Source organism: Paracoccus sp. P2, assembly GCF_046335115.1.
GTDB classification, from domain to species: domain Bacteria; phylum Pseudomonadota; class Alphaproteobacteria; order Rhodobacterales; family Rhodobacteraceae; genus Paracoccus; species Paracoccus pantotrophus.
The window spans coordinates 1-21,064 of sequence record NZ_JBGOSN010000023.1 but is presented as its reverse complement, the minus strand read 5'-3'; the positions used below and the strand labels follow the sequence as shown (position 1 = coordinate 21,064).

Genomic DNA, 21,064 nt, shown 5'->3' with positions numbered 1-21,064 from the left:
TCAGAACCCCGCCTCGTGACGTTGCTTCAGAAGATGCGGCGGCATCTCGGCATAGACATCCTCGAACATGTCCGCGGGGCTGGGGTGCTGGCCGTGGTGCAGGGTGCCGATGGCCTCGGCGCGCTTCTGCTGTTCGGTGATCTCGGCCAGGATCTGGGCCTCGGCCTGCTGGTGGCGTTCGTCGCTCCAGACGCCAAGCGCGATCAGGTGGTTTTTCAGCCGCAGGATCGGGTCGCCCAGCGGCCAGGCCGCGCTTTCCTCGGCCGGGCGATAGGCCGAGGGATCGTCCGAGGTCGAATGCCCGCCAGCGCGATAGGTGACGTATTCGATCAGCGTCGGGCCCAGGTTGCGCCGGGCGCGTTCCGCCGCCCATTTCGCCACCGCCAGCACCGCCAGGTAGTCATTGCCGTCGACGCGCAGCGAGGGGATGCCGAAGCCGTGCCCGCGCGCCGCAAAGGTGCCCGAACCTCCGCGCGCAATGCCCTGGAAGGTCGAGATCGCCCACTGGTTGTTGACGATGTTCAGGATCACCGGTGCCTTGTAGGTCGAGGCAAAGACCAGCGCGGCATGGAAGTCGCTCTCTGCCGTCGAGCCGTCGCCGATCCAGGCCGCCGAGATCTTGCGGTCGCCCGAGATGGCCGAGGCCATGGCCCAGCCGACCGCCTGGATGAACTGCGTGGCCAGGTTGCCCGAGATGGTGAAGAAGCCATGCTCGCGCGAGGAATAGCAGACCGGCAACTGCCGGCCGCGCATCGGATCCTCGGAATTCGAGAAGATCTGGTTCATCATCGAGCTGAGCGGATAACCGGCGGTGATCAGCAGCCCGGCCTGGCGATAGGTCGGGAAGTTCATGTCGCCCGGCGCCAGGGCCCGCTGGAAGGCGCAGGAAATCGCTTCCTCGCCCAGGTGCTGCATGTAGAAGCTGGTCTTTTGCTGGCGCTGCGCGTTCAGCATCCGCGCGTCATAGATGCGCAGCGTCATCATGTGGCGCAGCCCCTCCAGCAGGTCGTCGGGGGTGATCTCCAGCGCCTCGGCCCAGGGCCCGACGGCCTGGCCCTCGCGGTTCAGGACGCGGATGATGGTGAAGGCCAGGTCGCGGATCTCCTCGGGATCGACATCGACCGGCGGGCGGCGCACCGTGCCGGCGCGCGGGATCGCGACATGCGAGAAATCCGGCTGCCCGCCGGGCCGCACCTCGGGCTCGGGCACCACAAGGCCAAGCGGTGGATAGTCATTCGGGTCTGGCCTCTGCATCGGCACCTCCTTTGCCTTGGGGAACGGGATGGGATCGGGCCACGCTGCCGCGGATGTCGCGGATGCCGGGTATCCGGGCCAGGCCGGTCTGCGCCGGGATGCCCGCCGCAGAGCGGCACGCCCTATGCAGCGCCCGGCTGTATTGCCGGTCGCCGTTGCGGTGCAATGCGCCCGGCGCGCGCGCCAGGTGTTCCGGCGGCGCGCCGGTCGGAAAACTGACGACGTGAAGATGTTCCATCCCGTTCCTCCCAAGCGGATGATGCCACAGATCGTCGCAAAATCTTCTTTCTTTGTTTCCGGCTATCAGCCAAAATGCAAAAGATTCTTCTGATAAACCCGGTAAGACATGAGTGGACCTTCTGCCACGCGCCAGCTTGACGCGATCGACCTCAGGATCCTGCGGGCGCTGAGTCGCGACGGGCGGCTGTCCAACAGCCAGCTTGCCGAAAAGGTCGGCCTGTCGCCCAGCCCCTGCTGGCAGCGCACCCGCCGGCTGGAGGCCGAGGGCGTCATCAAGGGCTACAGCGCCATCCTGGACCAGTCGCGCCTGGGCGCCGCCGAAACCGTCATCATCGAGATCACGCTGGAGCGGCACGACGACAAGGTGCTGGAGGAGTTCGGCCGCGCCATGGCCGCCATCCCCGAGGTGCAGGAGGTCTGGCTGACCACCGGCGAATACGACTACCTGCTGAAGGTCGCGGTCAGCGGCACCCGCGGCTACGAGGAGTTTCTGCGCCGCAAGCTTTACCGGGTGCCGGGGATCCGCAACGCCCGCTCGATCTTCACCCTGCGCTGCCTGAAGGAACGCGGCAGCATCCTGCCGCTGCTGGCCGAAACGGATTGACGCGGCGCGGGCACCGCCGCGACGGGCCTTGGGCCGTGTCGCCTGCCAGAAGCGGGCCGTCATGCCGCCCCCTCGGCGTCGATGCGGATACGCGGGGTGCCGGCCTGGTCGCGCGTCACCTCGACCTCGTGCCGGCGATTGCCGATCATCACCTTGGCGCGGAAGCCCGGCCAATGCGAGGGCAGGGCGGGCGCCACCTCCAGCCTTTCGCCGTCCTTGATGCGCAGGCCCAGGATATGCTCGACCGCGACGCGGTGCAGCCAGCCGGCCGAGCCGGTATACCAGGTCCAGCCGGCGCGGCCGGTCTTTTCCTCGGCGCCATAGACATCGGCGGCGACGACATAGGGCTCGCCGCGATAGACCTGCAGGGTGGCGGTGTCGCTGGCATGGCTGATCGGGTTGAGCAGCCGGAACACCCGCCAGGCGTCGTCGGCGCGGCCCGCCATGCACAGCGCCTGCACCATCCAGATCGCGGCATGGGTATATTGCCCGCCGTTCTCGCGCACGCCGGGCGGATAGCCCTTGATATAGCCGGGATCCTGCGGCGCGCGGGCAAAGGGCGGGGTGAACAGCCGCAAGAGCATGCCGTCCTCGTCCAGCAGATGCTCCAGCGCCGCGTCCAGCGCCGGGTCGCGGCGGTCCCTGCGCCCGGCGCCCGAGATCACCGACCAGCTTTGCGCGATGGAATCGATGCGGCATTCCTGCGACGCGGCCGAGCCCAGCGGTGTGCCGTCGTCATAAATGCCGCGCAGATACCAGCCGCCGTCCCAGCCGTGCCGGTCCAGCGCGCGGGACAGCTTGGCGGCATGGGCGCGCCAGCGTTTCGCGCGCCCGTCCTCGCCGCGCGCCTCGGCCAGGGGGGCCATCATGGCGATGGTCTGGGCCAGGAACCAGCCCATCCAGACCGACTGGCCGCGCCCCGCCGCGCCGACGCGGTTCATGCCGTCGTTCCAGTCGCCGCCCAGGAACAGCGGCAGGCCCTGTTCGCCGGTGCGCGCGATGGCCAGTTCCAGCGCCAGCGCGGCATGGTCGTAAAGCGGGGCCATGCGGTCGCTGGTCTCGGGCCGGTAGAAGGCATCGTGTTCGCCCGGCTCCAGCGCGCGGCCCAGGATGAAGGGCAGGGGCTCGTCCAGGACGCTCCGGTCGCCCGTCACCTCGACATAGCGCGCCAGCGCATGGCCCAGCCAGACCACGTCGTCGGCGATCAGGGTGCGCACGCCCGCGCCGGTGCCGGGCAGCCACCAATGCTGCACGTCGCCTTCGGGGAACTGGCGCGAGCCGGCTTCCAGCAACTGGGCGCGGGCCAGCGCCGGATCATAGACCAGCATGGCCGAGGTGTCCTGCAACTGGTCGCGGAACCCGTAGGCCCCAGAAGCCTGGTAGAAGGCCGAGCGCGCCCGGATCCGGCAGGCGATGGCCTGATAGGGCAGCCAGCGGTTCACCATCAGGTCGAAGGCCGGGTCGGGGGTCTGCACCTGCAGGCGGTCGAAGATGTGCTGCCAATGCTCGGTCTGGGCGGTGGCGGCCTGCCGGGCGGTGTCGGTGCGGGCCAGCAGCGGGGCTGCGGCGGCGCCGGGCGCGGCGGCCAGCCGGAAGGTCACGTTCTGGCTTTCGCCCGGCTCGATCTCGATGCGGGTTTCCAGCATCATCACCGGGTCGCCGTCGTGGCGATGCACGAAGCGGCGGCTCAGCGTGGCGTCGAACCAGGCCGGCAGGCCGGCGTCGCGGTTGCGGCCCTGCCAGATCAGCCGCGACAGGCATAGCCCCGTCACCTCGCGGTCCACCGACAGGATCATGCGCTGGCCGGCATAGTCGATGGAATAGGGGTTCTCGCATTCCACCGCCCGCGCCTCGGGCAGGTAGCGCAGCTGCAGATAGGGCGCGGTCTTGGCGCGGGCGCCGCCCATCACCGGCTCCAGGAAATGTGCCACGTCCAGCGTCAGCCGGCGCGTGCCGTGGTTGGTCAGCCGCAGCCCGATCACCCGCAGGGCCGCATCGGGCGTCAGGCTGTGCAGCGCGGTGATCTCCAGCTCGCCCGACCAGGCGGTGAATTCGGAAAACCCGGCGCCGTGGCGGCATTGGTAAAGTGCCTCGCGCTGGCTCGACAGCGCCGCATAGGGGGTGTGGATCGCGCCGGTGCCCAGGTCGCGGATCAGGATGCCCTCGCCCGGCGGGTTGCTGACCGCGTCGTTCGACCAGGGCGTCAGCTGGTGGTCGCGCGAATTGGCCGACCAGGTAAAGCCCGCGCCCTCGGCCGAGATGTGAAAGCCGAAATCGCTGCGGGCCACAACATTGATCCAGGGGTTCGGCGTCGCCTCGCCATGGCGCAGGCGGATGACGTAATTGCCCTGCGCGTCGAAGCCGCCGGTGCCGTTCCAGAAATGCAGATCCTCGGGAGGGAAATCGCTGCGCAGCGCGGGGCGCTGCAGGGGCCGGGCCGGCGGACGGGCGATGCCGCGGCGCAGCTCGGCCGCCTCCAGCCGCTGGATCTGCCCGGCCAGGCTGCCGTTCTGGGCATGGATCACCACGCGCGCCACGGCCAGCAGCGTGTCGCGCGTCTCGGCCGAAAGCCCGTTGGCATCGACGGCAAAGACCGAGGGGCGCGAATGCAGCAACTGCATGCTGTGGCACAGGTTGTTCAGCGCCTCGTGCAGATGGGCGGCATAGCTCACGCGCTGCTCGTTCAGGATCACCAGGTCGCATTCGAGGCCGCGCATGCGCAGGTATTCCTGCATGCGGATCGCCTGGCGGGCCACCGGCATCAGGTCGGGGTCGTTGATGCGCAGCACCATGATCGGATTGTCGCCCGAGACCGACATCGGCCAGAGCGCCGATTGCGGTCCCATGACATGGCGCACCTGCGAGGCCAGCATCTGGTTGGGATAGACCAGCAGCGCGGCATAGCGGCGGAACAGCGCCGCCTCCTCGGGGGTGATGCTGGCATGATGCAGCTGCACCTGGCTGCGGGTCCAGGCCATCTGGTGTTCGTTGTCATAGCTGGCTTCGTCGGCCAGGTGCAGATGCGCCTCTTCCAGCGCCTCGCGGCTGGCGGCGGCGACGGTCCAGAAGGTCACGACCGCCTCTTTCCCAGGATCCAGGGTCAGCCGCCGGCTGAGCGAGAAGATCGGGTCCAGCGTATAGCTTTCGCCCGGCGCGACCTGGGTCAGCAGGTCGGGATCGTCCAGCGCCTGCGGCGCGCGGATCGAGCGGCCGCGGCCGATGAACAGCCGCCGGTCGGTGGCCGCGCCATCGGGCACGCCGGCCCCGGCGCTCAGATGCATCAGGTGGCGGTCTGGGTCATGCGGGTTGCGCTTGTTGCGGCGGGCGAAGATGCGGCCGCGCTCGGGCTGGGCCTCGGTCGCGACGAACATGCGCGAGAAGGCGGTATGGGCGCGGTCGGCGTCGTTCTGGTCCAGCACGATCTCGCCATAGCTGGTCAGCGCCAGCTGGCGCGGCCGGTCCGACAGGTTGCGCAGCTTGACCCGCGCGCCGCGCGCGTCCAGGTCGTCGGACAGGATCACCTCGGTCTCGCAATGGATGCCCTCGCCCAGGGCGGCGAAATTCGCCTTGTAGTCGAACAGCCGGGCGGCATAGGCGATCTCGGGGTCGAAGCCGGGCGCGGCGGTGGCCGACCACCAGCGCCCCGAGGCCAGGTCGCGGATGAACAGGAACTCGCCCCAGGCATCCGCCGCCGGGTCGGGCCGCCAGCGGGTGATGGCAGTGCCGTCCATGCGCAGCCGCCCGGCGCCACTGGCATCCAGCAGCATCGACAGCCGCCCGTTCGACATGACCGCGACGGTATGGGGCGCGGCGGCGGCATCGGCCACCTCGACGATCTCGGTCTGGCCCAGTTCGGACGGGCCGGGCAGGCGGCGGCGCATCGTCTCGCGCAGGAGCGGCGAGACCTCGCGCGGGGTCTTCTGCTGCAACAGCGTCGAGACGCTTTCGATCACCGGATCGGCGTTGAAGCGGTTGCGGTGCAGCCCGTCCATCAGGCAATTGGCGATGGCGATCAGGCTCATGCCCTGGTGATGGGCCATCACGCTGCGCACCACGGCGCATTTATGCCCCTGCGGCAGGCGCGAGGGGGTGAAGTCCACCGCGTCGAAAAAGCCGTATTCGCCGCGCGCGCCAAGATTCGCCAGCCGGTGCAGGTTCTTCAGCGCGCTGCGCGGGCGGAAGCCGGCGGCGATGAAGCTGGCATAGGGTGCGACCACCTGGTCGTCGCGCAGCCAGCGCCGCAGCGCCAGTTCCGGCACGCCGAAGGCGTAATACTGATAGTTCATCTGCGCGTCGCGGGCGTTATAGGCGCTTTCCGACACGCCCCAGGGCCGGCCGGCGCGCCAGCCGTCGCGGATCTGCGCCTCGACCGCGACATCGCAGGAACTGTGCAGGATCGAGCCGGGCGGTTCGTCCATCACCAGGGGCGCCATCAGGTATTCGAACATCGAGCCCGACCAGCTGACCAGCGTCGAGCCATAGGGCATCACCGTCATCGGCCGGCCGAGCCGGTTCCAGTGCTCGGTCGGCAGGTCGCCCTTGGCGATGGCGAAAAGCGAGGCGAGCCGCGCCTCCGAGGCCAGGAGGTCGTAGAAGGACTGGTCCGGCGCGCCCTCGACGCAATTGTAGCCGATGGCGAGCAGCTGGCGCTCGGGGTCCAGGAGGAAGGCGAAATCCATCTCGAAGGCGAAGGCGCGGGCGCGTTCGGCCAGCGCCGCCATGCGCCGGGCCGACAGGGCCACCTCGTCGGGGTCGATGCGGCCCAGGTTTTCCATCTCGTCGCAGGTCGAGACCAGCCGGCTCGTCCACCAATCCAGCTCGCGTGCGGCGGCGGTGGGGATCTCGGTCACGAGGCCCTGGATCAGCACCTGCAGGTTCGCGGCGGCGCGGGCGTAGCTTTGCACATGCAGGGGCGCGAGATGCGGCGCCTGGGCGCTGGCCATGCTGTGCCACAGCCCGGCGATGCGTTCCTCGATGCAGTCGCGCAGCGGGTTCAGGCTGCGCCGCTCGCGCGGGATGGCCGCATGCAGGCGGCGCATCAGCGACAGGATGTCCACCGCGCCCGACAGTTCCGGCAGATGATAAAGCGCCGGGTTGCGCGTCCACTCCTTGAGCGTCGAGGACAGCGTGATCAGATGCCCCGCCAGATTGCCGCTGTCCACCGCCGAGACATAGCGGGTGCCCAGGGGCTGCAAGGTATCGGTCGCATACCAGTTGTAGAGATGGCCGCGATGCCGTTCCAGCCGCTCGATGGTGCTCAGCGTGGCCTCGATGCGGTCCAGCGCCTCGCGCAGGGTGATCCAGCGGAACTCATGCGCGGTCACGGTCGAAAGCAGGTATAGCCCGATATTGGTGGGCGAGGTGCGCTCGGCCAGCTTGGGCTGCGGATGGTCCTGGTAGTTGTCGGGGGGCAGGTGATTGGTGCGCGCGTCCACGAAGGTCTCGAAAAAGCGCCAGATCAGCCGCGCCTCGGCCCGCCATTCCAGCCGCTCCTCGGCGGTCAGGGGGCGGGCGCCCTCATGCTCGATCGGGCGGGCACTGACCCAGGCGATCAGCGGCGCGCCCAGCCACAGCACGCCCAGCACCAGCGCCGGCGCCAGGTTCTCGGGGCGCAGCAGCGCCGCCAGCGCGACGAAGCCAAGCGCCAGCGCCAGCCCGCCGCGCATCAGCAGGAAATGGCCGGGCAGCGTCTCGTGCGCGCGGCGGGCCATGGCGTCGGCGGTGGTCCATTCCAGCAGGTGCCGCCGCGACACATAGACCCGGCACAGGCTGCGCACCATCGCATCGACCATGCTGAAGGCCATCTGCGGCAAAAGCGTCAGCCGCATCATGAAGGCGGTGATCTGGTCTATCAGCTCGTTGCCGATGACCAGCATGTGCCGCAGCCGCGCCACCCCGGACTGGCGCGGCATCAGCCCCATCAGCCAGCCCAGCAACTGCGACAGCCCGACCGAGACGCCCAGCAGGCCCAGCCAGAACAGTGCATCGGCATGGGGCAGGCCGATCACCGCCACCAGCCCCGCCAGCATCAGCGAGACCGGCAGCAGGCTGCGGCGCAGGTTGTCCACGATGCGGAACCGTGCCAGCGCATCCAGCCCGTTGCGCAGGTCCAGCAGATAGGGCAGCAACTGCCAGTCCCCGCGCGCCCAGCGGTGCTGGCGCGACAGGTCCACGTCGAAGCGCTTGGGGTATTCCTCGATGAAGTTCACGTCGGTCGCCAGCGCCGCGCGCAACCAGGCGCCCTCGATCAGGTCGTGGCTGAGGACCGAGTTCTCGCGGATGCCGTCCTGGGCGGCGATGGCGAAGGCATCGACGTCATAGATGCCCTTGCCGGTATAGGTGCCCTGGCCGAAAAGATCCTGGTACAGGTCCGAGACGGTGAAGACATAGGGGTCGATCCCCTTGTCCTGCGACAGGATGCGCTGGAAGGGCGAGGTCTGGCTGCCGTGTTTCAGAAGCGAGGTGACGCGCGGCTGGATCAGCCCGTGGCCGCGGATGACGCGCTGCCGCGCCGGGTCGTAGACCGGGCGGTTGACCGGATGCGCCATCATGCCGACCAGCATCCGCACCGTGTCGCGCGGCATCCGCGTGTCGGCGTCCAGCGTCACCACATAGCGGATGCCCTCGGGCGGGCGCGGGCCGGTATCGACGAAGCTGGTGTCGGGGCTGCCGCGCAGAAGCGCGTTCAGCTCGACCAGCTTGCCGCGCTTGCGCTCCCATCCCATCCAGGCGCCCTCGGCCTCGTTCCATTGCCGGCGCCGGTGCAGCAGGTAGAAGCGCCGCCCGATATGGGCGTATTTCTCGGACAGCGCCGCGATGCCCTGGCGGGCATAGGCCAAGAGTTCGGCGTCGCGCGGCGTCGTCTCCTCGGGCGCATCGGTGAAATCCGTGAGCAGCGCGAAGCTGAGCGCCGGATCGGGGTTCGCAAGGTAATGCACCTCGAGATTGCTCAGCAGGTCGTCGATGGTGTCGAGGCTGGTCAGCAGGCAGGGGATGGCGACCAGCGTGGCATGGTCGGGCGGGATGCCGTCCTTGAACTCATAGGCGGGCAGCTGCGCCGGCGCGATCAGCCGGCTGGCCATGAAGCGCAAGAGCGCCAGCCCCGCATCGAGAAAGGCCGCCAGCGACAGCACGATCAGCGTGGCGGCCAGGAAGCCGCCGGTCTGTGCCGGCACATAGGCCAGGCACAGCAGCACCGCCAGCAGCATCAGAGCCGCCAGCGGCAGGATCAGGCTGAGGATGCCGTGGCGCCGGGCCAGCCGGGCCAGCCGCTCGCGCCAGACCGGGCGATAGCCGCAATCGGCCTCGAAGCGCGGCGCGTCGTCGCCCAGCAGCACGACCGAGACCGGGATGTCCCGCCGCCCGGCCGCCGCCAGCGCGCGCTCGGCCACCTCGGGCTCGGCCAGGTCGGAATGGCGGGCGATCATCTCGATGCGGTTGCGGATCGCGTTGCGGGTCTGGGGGGCAAGGCGCTGGTGGTCGGGATCCTCGCGCAGGATCGCCTCGGTGCGGCTGGTGGCCTCGAACCATTCGCGCCAGTTGATCTCGTCCAGGCGCTTCAGCGCGCGGATGATATGGGCGGCGGTGACGTTGTTCGCGGTCTGGCGCGTCTGTTCGCCGGCCATCACCTGCTCGGCGGTGCGGCCCTGCGCTGCAAGCCGGCGGGCGAGCTGTTCGGTGATGGCATGGGTGCGGTCGAGGCCGGCATGGACGCGATAGATCACCTGCGCGACGAAGGCCGCGTCCTGCAGGGCGGGACCGGGCACCGCCAGGTCGAAATCCGCAGGCCCCGGCTCGTCCATGGCCATCAGCCGGTCCATGGCGGCATTGGCCTCGCGCCGGCCGCGGCGGGCGCGCTCGGTCTCCTCGCTCAGCCGCAGCATGCGCAGCAAAAGCGCATAGCGCAGCATCGAGGGCAGCGACCACAGCTCGCCGATGGTCAGCCAATCCACCTGCTGCGCCCCGGCGATGAAATCGGCGAAGCTGCGTTCGCGCAGGTCGCCGTCGGTCATGGTGACATAGTCCCAGGCCAGGGCCAGCACGCGGGGGATCGGCTCGGCCACCGGCTGGAACTGCCCGCGCGGCAGCGAGCGCAGGAAGGCCGGGCTGAGGTCGCGGGTCAGGTGGCGATAGGTCTCGGCGATGGTGTGGTAATTGTCCAGCAGCCAGCGCGTCGCGGTGGTGATATGCTCGCTCTCGGCATCGGCGCGCAGCGCGGCCTGATACAGCACGCGCTGGTCCCGCGCCGCCTGCGCCAGGTCGAAGCGCGCGGCGCGGGGGTCGAAGCCGGTCGTTTGCAGCCGCTGCTGCTCCAGGACCGCGCGCCCGGCCGCCTCGAAGATCGACGCTGCGGTCGCCCCCATTCCGCCGCCCTCCGGGCTCCCGACACCGGCGCCGTCTGCCTGCATGGTTCCGTCTCCGTCCCGTCGCTTCTCGCTGTCGCCTCCCGGTAAGGAAGGGCCCGGGCGGCGGCAGGGTTCCCAAAAACCTGCACGCACCGCCCGGTGACCCGGCATTGCCCGGCATTCGGGCGGGACGGCATCACGGATCTGACACCGACCTGCCGCATCGCTGTCACCTGCCCAGCCTAAAGCGGCGGCATCGCGACGACAAAGGATTTCGAACCATGCGCCTTGGCCTTGCCTTGCTTGCCTGCTCCATCGCCGCCCCCATGGCCCCCGCTGCCCTTGCCGAAGAGACCTTTCCGGCCCGGCTGGCGGGCCATGCGGTGCTGCCCGCCTTTACCATGGTCCCGCCGCCGGCGGATGCGCCGCGCGAGCTGTGGCTGTCGGGCCGCTTCACCGGCGCGGCGCGCAACGATGCGCCGATGTCGGTCGAGGGCGATACCGGCCCGACCTATGGCAGCCACAAGACGGGCATCGCGCTGCCCTTCCTGGGCCAGCCGGTCCAGGGCATGTCGGGCTTTGCCATGAATCGTGCCCCGGACGGCAGCTGGTTCACCCTGACCGACAACGGCTTCGGCTCCAAGGCCAACAGCCCCGACGCCATGCTGTTCTTTCACCGCATGCAGCCGGATTTCGCCGCCGGCACCGTCGAGCGGCTGGAGACCGTGTTCCTGCGCGACCCCGACCGCAAGGTGCCGTTCCGCATCGCCAACGAGACGACCGAAAGCCGCTATCTGACCGGCGCCGATTTCGACCCCGAAAGCATCCAGTATCTGGACGGCGAGATCTGGATCGGCGACGAGTTCGGCCCTTATATCCTGCGCGTGGCCATGGACGGGCGGGTGCTGTCGGTGCATCCGACCCGGCTGGAGGGCGAGGCGCTGGCCGGCCCCGACACGCCCGGCATCGCCGTGCCCGCCCAGCCGGGCCGCGATTTCCGCGTCCAGCGGTCGGGCGGCTATGAGGGCATGGCCCTGCAACCCGGCACCGGCCTGCTTTGGGCGATGCTGGAAAAGCCGCTTCTGGGCGATGACGGCCAGCCCGAGGGCGATTTCCTGCGGGTGATGAGTTTCGACACCGGCAAGGCCGACTGGACCGGCGAGCATTACCGCTTCAGGCTGTCCGAGGGCGCCACGGCCATCGGCGATTTCAACTTCATCGACGAGACCCGCGCCCTGGTGATCGAACGCGACAATGGCGAGGGCGATGCCGCCCGTGCCTGCCCCGAGGGCGCGGTGGACATGTCGGCCTGCTATCCGCTGCCCGCGCGGCTGAAACGGGTGGTGCTGGTCGATACCGCCAGCCCGGATGCCGAGGGCTATCTGCGCCGCATCGGCCATGTCGACCTCTTGGACATCGCCGACCCGGAGGGCAGGGCGCTGCCGGACCACAAGCCCGAGCAGGGGAATTTCACCTTCCCCTTCTTCACCATCGAGGACGTGGCGCGGGTGGACGAGAACCACATCATGCTGGCCAATGACAACAACCTGCCCTTCTCGGGCGGGCGGCGGATCGGCACGGCGGCGGATAACGAATTCATCCTGCTGTCGGTGCCGGAACTGCTGGCGGCGCAATAGCCGGGCAGAGGGCGGCGCGACGGATGGCGCGGCCTTCCTGATGCCTCATGCCTGAACATTCTCCTGTGCGGCGGGGCGGGTGCCCCGCCCTGCCACGGGACAGGAAAAACCCGTGGGGAAGGGCTGCGACATGACGCTCCCGCAGGGTTCTGGATGGCATCCGAACGCCTGTCATCGCCCCTCCAGGCCGATGGCGCGATCGATTGCGACGCGCGCACCGATCTGGTCGCGCGGCGGGCGGCGGCGGGACCGGCGGGAACCATGCCGGGACGGCCGAGGGACGGCTGGCTCTGGCGCGCTTCGTCACCGGGCGCGGGGAGGGCGGCACCCGTGCCATTCCATCGCCCCGGCCGAAGGCACCTGCGCCAGGGGCGCCGATGCGATCCTGCCGGGTGCGCCGCGCCGGCTGATCCGCGCAAAACCCATCGACGCCGGCCGGGGACGCGCCTATCATGTCCGCGGCCGGCAGTCATGCGTCCCGCAAGGGAGCAGGCGGGCCATGCGCCTGACCGGCCGCTGTCCGATGCAAGATGCTCCGGGGTGTCGATCATGAAGATGGTTTCGATCTGCATGGCGGCGGGGCTTGCCCTGCTGTCCTTTGGCGCGGCGCAGGCCCAGACCGTGGTCACGGGCGATGGCGGCATGACGCTTTACACCTTCGACCGGGATGCCGAGGGAAAATCCGCCTGCTACGACGATTGCGCCCGAAACTGGCCGCCCTATCTGGGCAGCAGCGACGAGGACAAGGGCGAGGGCTGGACCCTGGTCGAGCGCAACGACGGTGCGCTGCAATGGGCCTATGACGGCAAGCCGCTCTATTACTATGCCGGTGACAAGGCTGCGGGCGAGACGACCGGCGACGGCCGGGGCGGCGTCTGGCACGTGCTGACCGAATAGGGCGGCCCCGGCGGCGAAGCGGCTTGCAAGTTCCGCGCCGATGCTTTCCCTTCTTGCCCAAGCAGCAAGAGGAGAAAGACCATGCGCCCGCTTGCCCGACGCCTTGCCGCCGGCACCGTCCTTTCGCTGGCCCTGGCCGGCGCCGCCCCTGCCGAGCCTGCGCCGGCGACGACCAGCGTCTTTTCCCCCGCAAATATCGCGGCGGGGCTGGTGCGCGGGGCGATTTCCTATGCGCGGATGGTGGCCGACATCCGCTATGACGGGCTGGAGATCGACGCGGCCCGCGGCGGGCTGGTGTTGCGCGACCTGCAAATCGCCGGGCTGGGCCGGCACAGGAATTGCCGGGTTGCGCTGGGGCGGTTGCAGGTCTCGGGCCTGAGCCTCTGGAGCGACGCGGAATCGCGGCTGCGCCTGGATGCCGCCGAACTGTCGATCGCCAACAACTGCTTCGGCGCCGACGCGGCCATGATCGGCGTGGTGACGGGCGGGGCCAGCATCCCCCTGGCGGCGCTGTCGGTCGATCTGCGCCAGGCTGCGGGCAGCGGCGCGCTGAGCGCCGACATCCGGGCGATCAGCCCCGGCATCGCCCGGATCGAGGCGAGCGCAGATTTCGATTATGTTTCATTGTTTTCTCCGGATTTCTTCGAAAAGATCACGGCGGCGAGCCAGGCTGACGAGGCCGGGGCCGAGACGGACGAGACGCCGCAGATCGGCCTGCGCGGCACGCTGCGCGCGGCGCATCTGTCGGTCGAGAACCTGGGTGTCTGGGAAAGGCTGAAGCCGCTTTTGCCGCCCGAGGCCAGCAGTCCCGAGGCCTTGCAGGCGCTGCTGACCGCCGAGCCGGGCAGCGCCCTGCACCAGTCCCAGCAGGGGCTGGTGCGTGCCCTGCGCGCCTTCATGGCCGAGCCGGGCCGTGTCACCGCCGAGATCCGCCCGGCCGAGCCGGTAGCCTTCGACACGACGCTTTGGGCGGGGCCCGAAGATGCGGCGACGCTGTTCCGGCCGCGCTTCTCGAACGGGTTGCCCACGCCGCCGGTGGCGCTGATCGCCGATCCCGCGACGCATCAGGACAACCGCGCCCTGGGCCTGGCACTGGCCGAGGGCAGGGGGGTGCCGCAGAACAGCCGCCGGGCCGTCGAGTTGCTGACCCCCTTGCGCGAGGATGCCGAGGTGGCGCTGGCCCTGGCGCGGTTGACGGCCGACACCGATCCCGCGCTTGCCTATGGCCATGCGCTGCGGGCGGCGGCGCAAGGGGTGACGGGTGCGGCCGGGGTGCTGGAGCGGATCGAGGCGCGGCTCGGCACCGCCGATCTGCTGGCGGCGCAGGAGGCGGCCGAAACCGCCCCGCCCGAGGGCAGCTTCGCCTCGACCCAGGCGCTGCGCGACGCGGCGCTGGCTCATGAGCGGGGCGAGGGCGTGACGCGCAGCTATGCGCTGGCCTGGCGGCTTGCCACGCTGGCCGCGGCTGCGGGCGACGGGCCGGCGCAGGCGCTGATGGCGCGGCTGGAGGCGCGCTTCGGCGCCGATCCGATCTGGCTGCGCGCCCGCGACCGGGCAGAGGAACTGGCGCTGGAGGACTGGACGCGGCGCAAGCTGGCGCAGCGCCTGGCGGAGGGCCGGCCATGAGGCGGCTGGTTCTTTCGCTGGCGCTTGTTCTTGCCGCGCCCGCCGCGCCCGCCCTGGCGCGGCAACCGGTCGATCCTTCGGCCCTGTCGCGGGAGATCGCGCAGCAGGGCATCGCGCCCACGCTGGCGCGGCTGCACGCGCTGTCCGACCCGGCGCCCGACGAGCGTTTCGCCATTGCCGGGCTGGAGTTCCTGGGCGCGGTCGAGGCGGCCTGGCGCTGGCGCGTGACCTATGGCGTCGCGCCCTTTGGCGGGATGATCTTCGGCTCGGCCGCCGAGTTGCCGCAATCCGTGCCGCCGCAGCCGATGCCGCCCGAGGCGCTGGCCGAGCAGACCCAGGCCACGCTGGAGGCGATGGCGCGCAGCCGCGCCGCGCTGGAGGGGCTGGCCGAGGACGAGGATTTCGGGCTGGCGATCTCGCTGGGCGATCTGTGGTTCGACCTGGATGCCGACGGCCGGCGCGGGATGGGCGAGGGCGCGGCGGAACTGCTGGCCGGCATCGTCTGGTCCGGCATGCCGGCCTTTGACCCCGAGACCGGCCAAGCGGCCCCGCCGCCCGCGCCGCCGGTGATCCGCTTCGACCGCGCCGATGCGGCCTGGCTTGCGGCCTATACGCACCTGGTCTCGGGCGGTGCCGAACTGCTGCTGGCCTTCGACCCGACGCCCAGCCTGGAAAAGGTCTTTGCCATGCGGGCCCGGATCGACGAAAGCCGCCTGGCCGGGGGCGAGGCTGCGCTGCCGCCGATGCTGGACGATTTCATCGACCCGCTGGCCGTCGCCATCGACATGCTGCGCCGCCAGCCCGATGCCGGGCGCACCCGCGCCGCCCGCGCGCACTGGCAGCAGACCATCGACCAGAACCGCCGCTTCTGGGCGCTGGTCGGGCAGGAAAGCGACAATGCCGGCGAATGGATCCCGAACGACCGCCAGATCTCGGCCACCGGCATCGCCTTTCCGCCCGGCACCGGCGCGGCCTGGCAGGCGGTGCTGGCCGATGGCGAGGCGCTGCTGGCGGGCGACAGGACCATCCCGTTCTGGCGCGGGCCGATGGGCATCGACCTGGGCGCCTGGCTGGAAGACCCGGCGCCGCTGCCGGTGGACGGGGTGATCCAGGGCTGGGCGCTGGCCGATTACTTTTCGGACGCGCCGCCGGTCAGCCCGGAAAGCTTCCGCCGCTTTTCGGACATGCTGCTGGAGACGGGGCCGTTCCTGGCCATGGTGATGCTGAACTGAGCGGGCGGGTCACTTCACCAGTTCGCGGATGATCGTGTCCAGCCCGATGACGCCATTGCCGATCTGGCCCTGGTTGATCAGCCGGTTGCGGCGCTGGCGGGCCTGCTCGGCATGTTCGCCGCGCGGGAAGTTCTGAAGGTATTGCGTATAGGATTGCACGGTATCGACCTGCCGCGCGCGCTGCCAGGCCTGGTCCTCGCGGTCGCGGCGCGGGTTGTCCCGGTCGGCCTGGGCCAGCCGCTGCCGGGCGGTCTGGGCATAGATGCCGTCGGGATAGCGGTCCAGATAGGCGCGCAGGTTGCGCACCCCGCCCTTGGCGCCGGTCTGTTGCCAATAGGCGCGGTCCTGCTGGTCGCGGCTGGGGGCGGCTGCATTGGCCTGCGCCCGCATGGCGTCCACCTGCGGCCCGGTCAGATAGCCCGTCACCGCATAGCCGTTGCGCTGCTGCCAGCCGCGGATGGCCGAGCGCGAGCGCGAGCCGAAGATCCCGTCCGCGCCGCCGGTCGAATAGCCCAGCGTGTTCAGCCGGCGCTGGATCGCCACCCGGTCGCCCCGCGACAGGTTCAGCCGGTTCTCGGTCAGTTCGGCCTGCGAGACCTGGCGCGGCGGCGTGACCTGGCGCGGCTGCTGGATCTCGGGGGCCGGCGCCGGCGCCGGGGCCGGGGCAGGGCGCAATTCGGCCAGCCGGTTCTGCGCGGCCTGGGCAAACTCGCCCTGCGGATAGCGGGCCAGGTAATCCTGATAGGCCGCGACCGTATTGGCCGCCGCGGCCTCGGCCCAAAGATCNCGCCGGGGCCGGGGCAGGGCGCAATTCGGCCAGCCGGTTCTGCGCGGCCTGGGCAAACTCGCCCTGCGGATAGCGGGCCAGGTAATCCTGATAGGCCGCGACCGTATTGGCCGCCGCGGCCTCGGCCCAAAGATCGCGGTCCGCCTGCGCCGCCCCCAGCGCATCCAGCCGCGCCTTGGCCGCCGCCGAGTAGAGCCCGCCGGGATAGCGGTCGAGATAGCCGCGATAGGCCGCCGCCGTATCCTCGGCCGCGGCCTGGGCCCAAAGGTCGCGGTCGGCCTCCAGCGGCCCGGCCGGGGCATCGGCCTGCGGCCCGGCCGCGACCAGCACCAGCTGCGCATCGCCGCCCTCGGCCATGACCAGCCGGTCATCGGCGCCGACCACCGTGCCGACCGAGGTGCCCGGCTCGAGCAGCGCCGCCGCCGCCGCACTGGTTGCCGCGGGCGGCCCCGAGATCACCGTTACCCCCTCGGGCGGGGTCAGCGGGCCGATGCCGTTCTCCAGCCCGGTCGCATGTTCCATTTCGGCCTCGTCCGAACCCAGGAGCAGCACCGCGCCCGGCCGCGCCTCTTTCATCAGGTCCAGCACCATGGAAAGCGGCACGCCCTGCGCCCCGGCGCCGACCAGGTCGGGCTTGTCGGCATCGGTGCCCATATACCAGCTGTCGTTGCCGCCATGCAGGAAACGCCCGTTCAGCAGCACGATCCGCGCGCCGGGCGAATCGTCGGGCCGCAGCAGGTCGGCAACCGCCTGGCGCACGTCACGCACCACCAGGTCGGCGCCGGTCACGGTGCGAAAGCCGGCCGCCCTCATCGCGGCCGCGGCGGCGCCGGCATCGGCATCGGCCAGGTCCGGTGCGTTCTGGTAGCGCGCATTGGCGATCACCACGCCGCGGTTCTCGGCCAGGGCCGGACCCGCCACAAGCAGGGCGGCCAGAAAGAGCGACAGGTGACGCATGGCTTTCTCCTTTATCGCGATGCTCCCGGCCATAATCGCCGAACAGCGGATTCGTTCCCGGTTAGCGGCGCGGCAGCGACCGGACAAGCCGAGGCAGGACACATGGGCGCGAGCAGCGCGTGCGCTCGGCAGGGCTCCGCCGAGGCGTCCGGCGCGGCCGAATCGCACCCCAGCCGGTCGAGGCGCGGGCCATTCCCCGATTTTGGGGAATGGCGCCATGCCGCCGGAACTGTCAGGAATGCCGGTGTCCATTCGGGCTCGTGTGATTGTCGCGAGAAAGCTCGGGGACGCTATTTTTATAAAATTCATTATCGTAACGAGTACGCCGGCCTGCGGGCCGGAGGTGATGAAATGGCATGCGCGGGCTATACCCCGGTTCGCGCATGCCATACTCCGTTGCTATGTTCTGGCCCTGGAGATAGCCCATGCATCGCGCGCCCGAGACGTTCCTCAGCAGAAGAACCCTTGTCCTGTCCGCCTCGATCGCGGCCCTTGCGCCCGCCTCGCCGCTTTTCGCGCACGCGGCCCGGCCGATGCTGACGATCACCGAGCCTTCGGGCCGCGTCAGGGAATTGGAGGACGAGGACATCGCGGCGCTGCCCTGGCATCAGATCGCCACGCGGACCCGCTGGACCGAGGGCGTCCAGACCTTTCGCGGCCCCTTCCTTCGGGACGTGCTGACCGGCGGCGGGATGTCGCGGTCGGACCTGGCCGGGCGCAAGCTCCTGGTGAAGGCGCTGAACGATTACGGCATCGTGCTTCCTGCCGGCGATGCCTGGGACTACGCGCCCATCCTGGCGCGCGAGATGAACGGCAAGCCCATGCGCGTGCGCGACAAGGGGCCGCTCTGGCTGGTCTATCCGCGCGACCAGCGGCCGGAACTGCAACGCGCCGTCATGGACGAACGCTGGGTCTGGCAGCTGTTCGAGATCACCATCCTCTGATGCGCCTGCGCGGGTCTCATTTCGCGCTGCTGACGATTGCCAGCTTCGTCCTGCTGTTCGTCTATTCTCTGTTCCAATTGGTCAATATCGACCACGCTTTTCGCGAGGAACTTGTCGAGCGCAACCTGTGGGCGGCGAACCAGGCGGATCGCGAGGCGCAGAACCTGATGCTGACCCTGTATCGCGTCAGCCTGGACCGGGATGTCGAAGACGTGTTGCTGCGCTTCGACATTCTCTACAGCCGCATCGCGCTGATGGCGGATCGGCCGCAGATCGACTATTTCCGCGAGATCGGGGCCGGCGACCTGGTCGCCCAGGCCAGGAGCCTGCTGGAGGAACTCGACGCGGCTTTCCAGGCACAGGATTTCGACCCCACCGATGTCGCCGCGCTGATGCCGCGCGTCGTCGTGCTTGCCTCGGTCCTGCGCGAGATCACCAACGCCACCGCGCTGGAGGAAAGGCTTGCCCGCCATGTCCGCCGCGAAGCCCTGTTGCGGGTCATGCAATTGCTGCTGCTGGCGGTCGGCGGCGCCTTCCTGACCGGGGTGGTGATGGCCGGCCTGCTGTGGCGCAACATGCGCCGTGCCATGCGTGCGCAGGCGGAATTGCAAGAGCATCGCGCGGAACTGGAACGGACGGTCGCCGCGCGCACGACCGAGCTGCAGGAGGCGCTGGAGGTCGAGCGCCGGGCCAAAGAGGTCTATCGCAGCTTCATCGTTACCGTCTCGCACCAGTTCCGCACGCCGGTTTCCATCATCCACATGATCGCGCAGAGGCAGTTGCGCGACGAGGAAACGCCGCTTTCCGAAACGCTCAGGCGCAAGTTCAGCCGGATCCTGGATGCGGCGGAACGGCTGGAGCGGCTGCTGAGCGGCTTTCTCGCCTCGGCCAGCGTCGAGGGCAAGGACATCGCGCTGTCGCGCCGCATCGTCGATTTCAACCAGATCGCCCGCATCGCCGCCGAGCAGACGCGGCAGGCCAATCCCGGCAGGGTGCTGGAGGTCGCCCTGTCGGAAACGCCGCTGCAGGCGGATGCCGATCCCGTGCTGCTGGAACAGGCCGTGCTGAACCTGCTGTCGAATGCGATGAAATATTCCGAGGCGCCGTCGCCGGTCAGCCTGGAGACATGGCGGGACGGCGGCCGGATCTTCTGTCGCGTCAAGGATCGCGGCGCCGGCATCCCGCCGGGGGCGCGGGGCGCGGTTTTCGACCGGTTCTACCGCGCGCCGAATGTTCACCGATTGCCCGGAGTCGGGGTTGGCCTGAGCCTGGTTCGTGATATTGTTGCGCTGCACGGCGGCGAGGTCACGTTCACCTCGCGCCTGGGTGAGGGGTCCGAGTTCGTCGTTGCCGTGCCTGCCAAGGGGGAACAGGACGATGAATCGGCAGCGCGGGCCGGCGACCATTCTTTGTGTCGAGGATGAGCTGTTCATCCTCGAGGAACTGCAAGAAGAACTCGCATCCAGGGGCTACAAGGTTCTGAGCGCGCGCAACGGCGACGAGGCCGAGGCTCTGCTGGCGCAAAACCGGCCCGACATCGTGCTGTGCGATGTCATGCTGCCCGGCCGCAACGGCTTCGAACTGCTGAGCGACCTGCGCGCCTCGGGCAAGCTGGCGGAAAGCACCGCCTTCATCTTCCTGACCGCGCTGTCGGATCGCGAGCCGCATCTGGCCGGGCTGCGCGCCGGGGCCGACGATTACCTGGCCAAGCCGATCGACCTGGACCTGCTGCATCTCAAGATCGAGAACACCCTGGCTTTCGCGCAGCGGCTTCGCGAAGGCATGGTTCCCGCGGGCGAGCCGCTGGACGTGCGGCTTTCCCGGCGCGAGGAGCAGGTCCTGTCCTTGCTGGGGCAGGGCGAGCGGACCTGCGCCATCGCCTCGCGGCTGGCGATTTCCGAACATACGGTCAGCCACTATATCAAGGAACTTTACCGCAAGCTGGGCATCAACAACCGTGCCGATGCCGCCCGCGTGGCGATCGCGCTGGGGCTCGGCACGACGAGCAAGGTCTAGGCGCTGCCGTGGCACGCCGCCTGCGGCGGAAGGCCCCGGAATGCCGCAGTTTTCCCGATGGCCAAGCGCAAGGCCCAAGGCTAGAGTGGCGGCCATGACCCAGAGCCTGCCGCCGTGCCCCGAATGTTCCTCCACCTATGCCTATCAGGTGGACGCCCTGCTTGTCTGCCCGGAATGCGGGCATGAATGGTCCCGGGACGCGGGGCCCCAGCCTGCCGACGAAGTGCGCGACAGCGTCGGAAACGTCCTGAAGGACGGCGATACGGTGACGGTGATCAAGGATCTGAAGGTCAAGGGGTCGTCCTCGGTGGTCAAGGTCGGCACCAAGGTGCGCGGCATCCGCCTGGTCGAGGGCGACCACGACATCGACTGCCGGATTCCGGGCATCGGGCAGATGGGCCTGAAATCGCAATTCGTGAAGAAGGGGTCTGCTGCCGGACGGTGCTAAATCCTACGCTAAGCTCTTTTCGGCCACCTGTACTCCCCTGTGAGTAAGATGTGCGCCCATCCGAGGGGCGAGATGTG

The 21,064-nt window shown here is 69.5% G+C and carries 13 protein-coding genes; 9 read left to right on the top strand and 4 right to left on the bottom strand.

Annotated elements, in window-relative coordinates; all coding sequences use genetic code 11:
* Entirely contained in the window at positions 1–1,254 is a 1,254-nt protein-coding gene (locus tag ACDP63_RS14950; RefSeq protein WP_024843892.1) for a 3-methyl-2-oxobutanoate dehydrogenase (2-methylpropanoyl-transferring) subunit alpha, read from the bottom strand.
* On the bottom strand, positions 1,232–1,492 hold the full coding sequence (locus ACDP63_RS14945; RefSeq protein ID WP_147277960.1) for a hypothetical protein: 261 nt from the start codon (positions 1,490–1,492) through the stop codon (positions 1,232–1,234). Before ACDP63_RS14945 ends, ACDP63_RS14950 begins: the two co-directional genes overlap by 23 nt.
* A gap of 108 nt (positions 1,493–1,600) precedes the next feature.
* Between ACDP63_RS14945 and ACDP63_RS14940 the strand changes: the two genes are divergently transcribed.
* Entirely contained in the window at positions 1,601–2,098 is a 498-nt protein-coding gene (locus ACDP63_RS14940) for an Lrp/AsnC family transcriptional regulator (RefSeq protein ID WP_024843891.1), read from the top strand.
* Between the two features lie 59 nt (positions 2,099–2,157).
* Here the strand turns inward: ACDP63_RS14940 and ACDP63_RS14935 are convergent, their stop codons facing one another.
* Positions 2,158–10,461, bottom strand: a complete 8,304-nt coding sequence (locus ACDP63_RS14935) for a GH36-type glycosyl hydrolase domain-containing protein (protein ID WP_409928201.1) — start codon at positions 10,459–10,461, stop codon at positions 2,158–2,160.
* A 263-nt stretch (positions 10,462–10,724) separates the two neighbouring features.
* Here ACDP63_RS14935 and ACDP63_RS14930 point away from each other — a divergent pair, with 263 nt between their 5' ends.
* From ACDP63_RS14930 to ACDP63_RS14915, 4 genes are all read left to right on the top strand, one after another.
* Entirely contained in the window at positions 10,725–12,080 is a 1,356-nt protein-coding gene (locus ACDP63_RS14930) for an esterase-like activity of phytase family protein (RefSeq protein ID WP_024843890.1), read from the top strand.
* A 549-nt stretch (positions 12,081–12,629) separates the two neighbouring features.
* Positions 12,630–12,977: a hypothetical protein gene (locus tag ACDP63_RS14925; RefSeq protein ID WP_024843889.1), complete on the top strand. Its 348-nt coding sequence runs from the start codon at positions 12,630–12,632 to the stop codon at positions 12,975–12,977.
* Positions 12,978–13,058: 81 nt separating this feature from the next.
* On the top strand, positions 13,059–14,603 hold the full coding sequence (locus ACDP63_RS14920) for a sel1 repeat family protein (protein ID WP_024843888.1): 1,545 nt from the start codon (positions 13,059–13,061) through the stop codon (positions 14,601–14,603).
* Entirely contained in the window at positions 14,600–15,835 is a 1,236-nt protein-coding gene (locus tag ACDP63_RS14915; RefSeq protein ID WP_028710239.1) for a hypothetical protein, read from the top strand. The genes ACDP63_RS14920 and ACDP63_RS14915 overlap by 4 nt, the downstream gene beginning before the upstream one ends.
* A gap of 9 nt (positions 15,836–15,844) precedes the next feature.
* On the opposite strand, the gene ACDP63_RS14910 is transcribed toward ACDP63_RS14915, so the two are convergent.
* Positions 15,845–16,678, bottom strand: coding sequence for a peptidoglycan-binding protein (locus ACDP63_RS14910; protein WP_409928200.1), 834 nt, complete (start codon positions 16,676–16,678; stop codon positions 15,845–15,847).
* A gap of 1,326 nt (positions 16,679–18,004) precedes the next feature.
* Here ACDP63_RS14910 and ACDP63_RS14905 point away from each other — a divergent pair.
* The 4 genes from ACDP63_RS14905 (at position 18,005) to ACDP63_RS14890 (ending at position 20,987) form a co-directional block, all read left to right on the top strand.
* A complete protein-coding gene (locus ACDP63_RS14905) occupies positions 18,005–18,523 on the top strand; it encodes a molybdopterin-dependent oxidoreductase (protein WP_024843886.1) in 519 nt (172 codons plus the stop codon).
* Entirely contained in the window at positions 18,523–19,947 is a 1,425-nt protein-coding gene (locus ACDP63_RS14900; protein ID WP_028710236.1) for a sensor histidine kinase, read from the top strand. The genes ACDP63_RS14905 and ACDP63_RS14900 overlap by 1 nt, the downstream gene beginning before the upstream one ends.
* Positions 19,901–20,539, top strand: coding sequence for a response regulator transcription factor (locus ACDP63_RS14895; protein WP_024843884.1), 639 nt, complete (start codon positions 19,901–19,903; stop codon positions 20,537–20,539). Before ACDP63_RS14900 ends, ACDP63_RS14895 begins: the two co-directional genes overlap by 47 nt.
* Before the next feature lie 94 nt (positions 20,540–20,633).
* Entirely contained in the window at positions 20,634–20,987 is a 354-nt protein-coding gene (locus ACDP63_RS14890; RefSeq protein ID WP_409928199.1) for a zinc ribbon domain-containing protein YjdM, read from the top strand.
* Positions 20,988–21,064 lie beyond the last annotated feature (77 nt).

What these genes read in the sequence shown, in the direction of transcription:
- ACDP63_RS14890 (WP_409928199.1), top strand. Translation starts at nt 20,634, where the DNA reads ATGACCCAGAGCCTGCCGCCGTGCCCCGAATGTTCCTCCACCTATGCC.
- ACDP63_RS14920 (WP_024843888.1), top strand. Translation starts at nt 13,059, where the DNA reads ATGCGCCCGCTTGCCCGACGCCTTGCCGCCGGCACCGTCCTTTCGCTG.
- ACDP63_RS14895 (WP_024843884.1), top strand. Translation starts at nt 19,901, where the DNA reads ATGAATCGGCAGCGCGGGCCGGCGACCATTCTTTGTGTCGAGGATGAG.
- ACDP63_RS14940 (WP_024843891.1), top strand. Translation starts at nt 1,601, where the DNA reads ATGAGTGGACCTTCTGCCACGCGCCAGCTTGACGCGATCGACCTCAGG.
- ACDP63_RS14925 (WP_024843889.1), top strand. Translation starts at nt 12,630, where the DNA reads ATGAAGATGGTTTCGATCTGCATGGCGGCGGGGCTTGCCCTGCTGTCC.
- ACDP63_RS14935 (WP_409928201.1), bottom strand. Translation starts at nt 10,461, where the DNA reads ATGGGGGCGACCGCAGCGTCGATCTTCGAGGCGGCCGGGCGCGCGGTC.
- ACDP63_RS14905 (WP_024843886.1), top strand. Translation starts at nt 18,005, where the DNA reads ATGCATCGCGCGCCCGAGACGTTCCTCAGCAGAAGAACCCTTGTCCTG.
- ACDP63_RS14950 (WP_024843892.1), bottom strand. Translation starts at nt 1,254, where the DNA reads ATGCAGAGGCCAGACCCGAATGACTATCCACCGCTTGGCCTTGTGGTG.
- ACDP63_RS14930 (WP_024843890.1), top strand. Translation starts at nt 10,725, where the DNA reads ATGCGCCTTGGCCTTGCCTTGCTTGCCTGCTCCATCGCCGCCCCCATG.
- ACDP63_RS14915 (WP_028710239.1), top strand. Translation starts at nt 14,600, where the DNA reads ATGAGGCGGCTGGTTCTTTCGCTGGCGCTTGTTCTTGCCGCGCCCGCC.
- ACDP63_RS14900 (WP_028710236.1), top strand. Translation starts at nt 18,523, where the DNA reads ATGCGCCTGCGCGGGTCTCATTTCGCGCTGCTGACGATTGCCAGCTTC.
- ACDP63_RS14945 (WP_147277960.1), bottom strand. Translation starts at nt 1,492, where the DNA reads ATGGAACATCTTCACGTCGTCAGTTTTCCGACCGGCGCGCCGCCGGAA.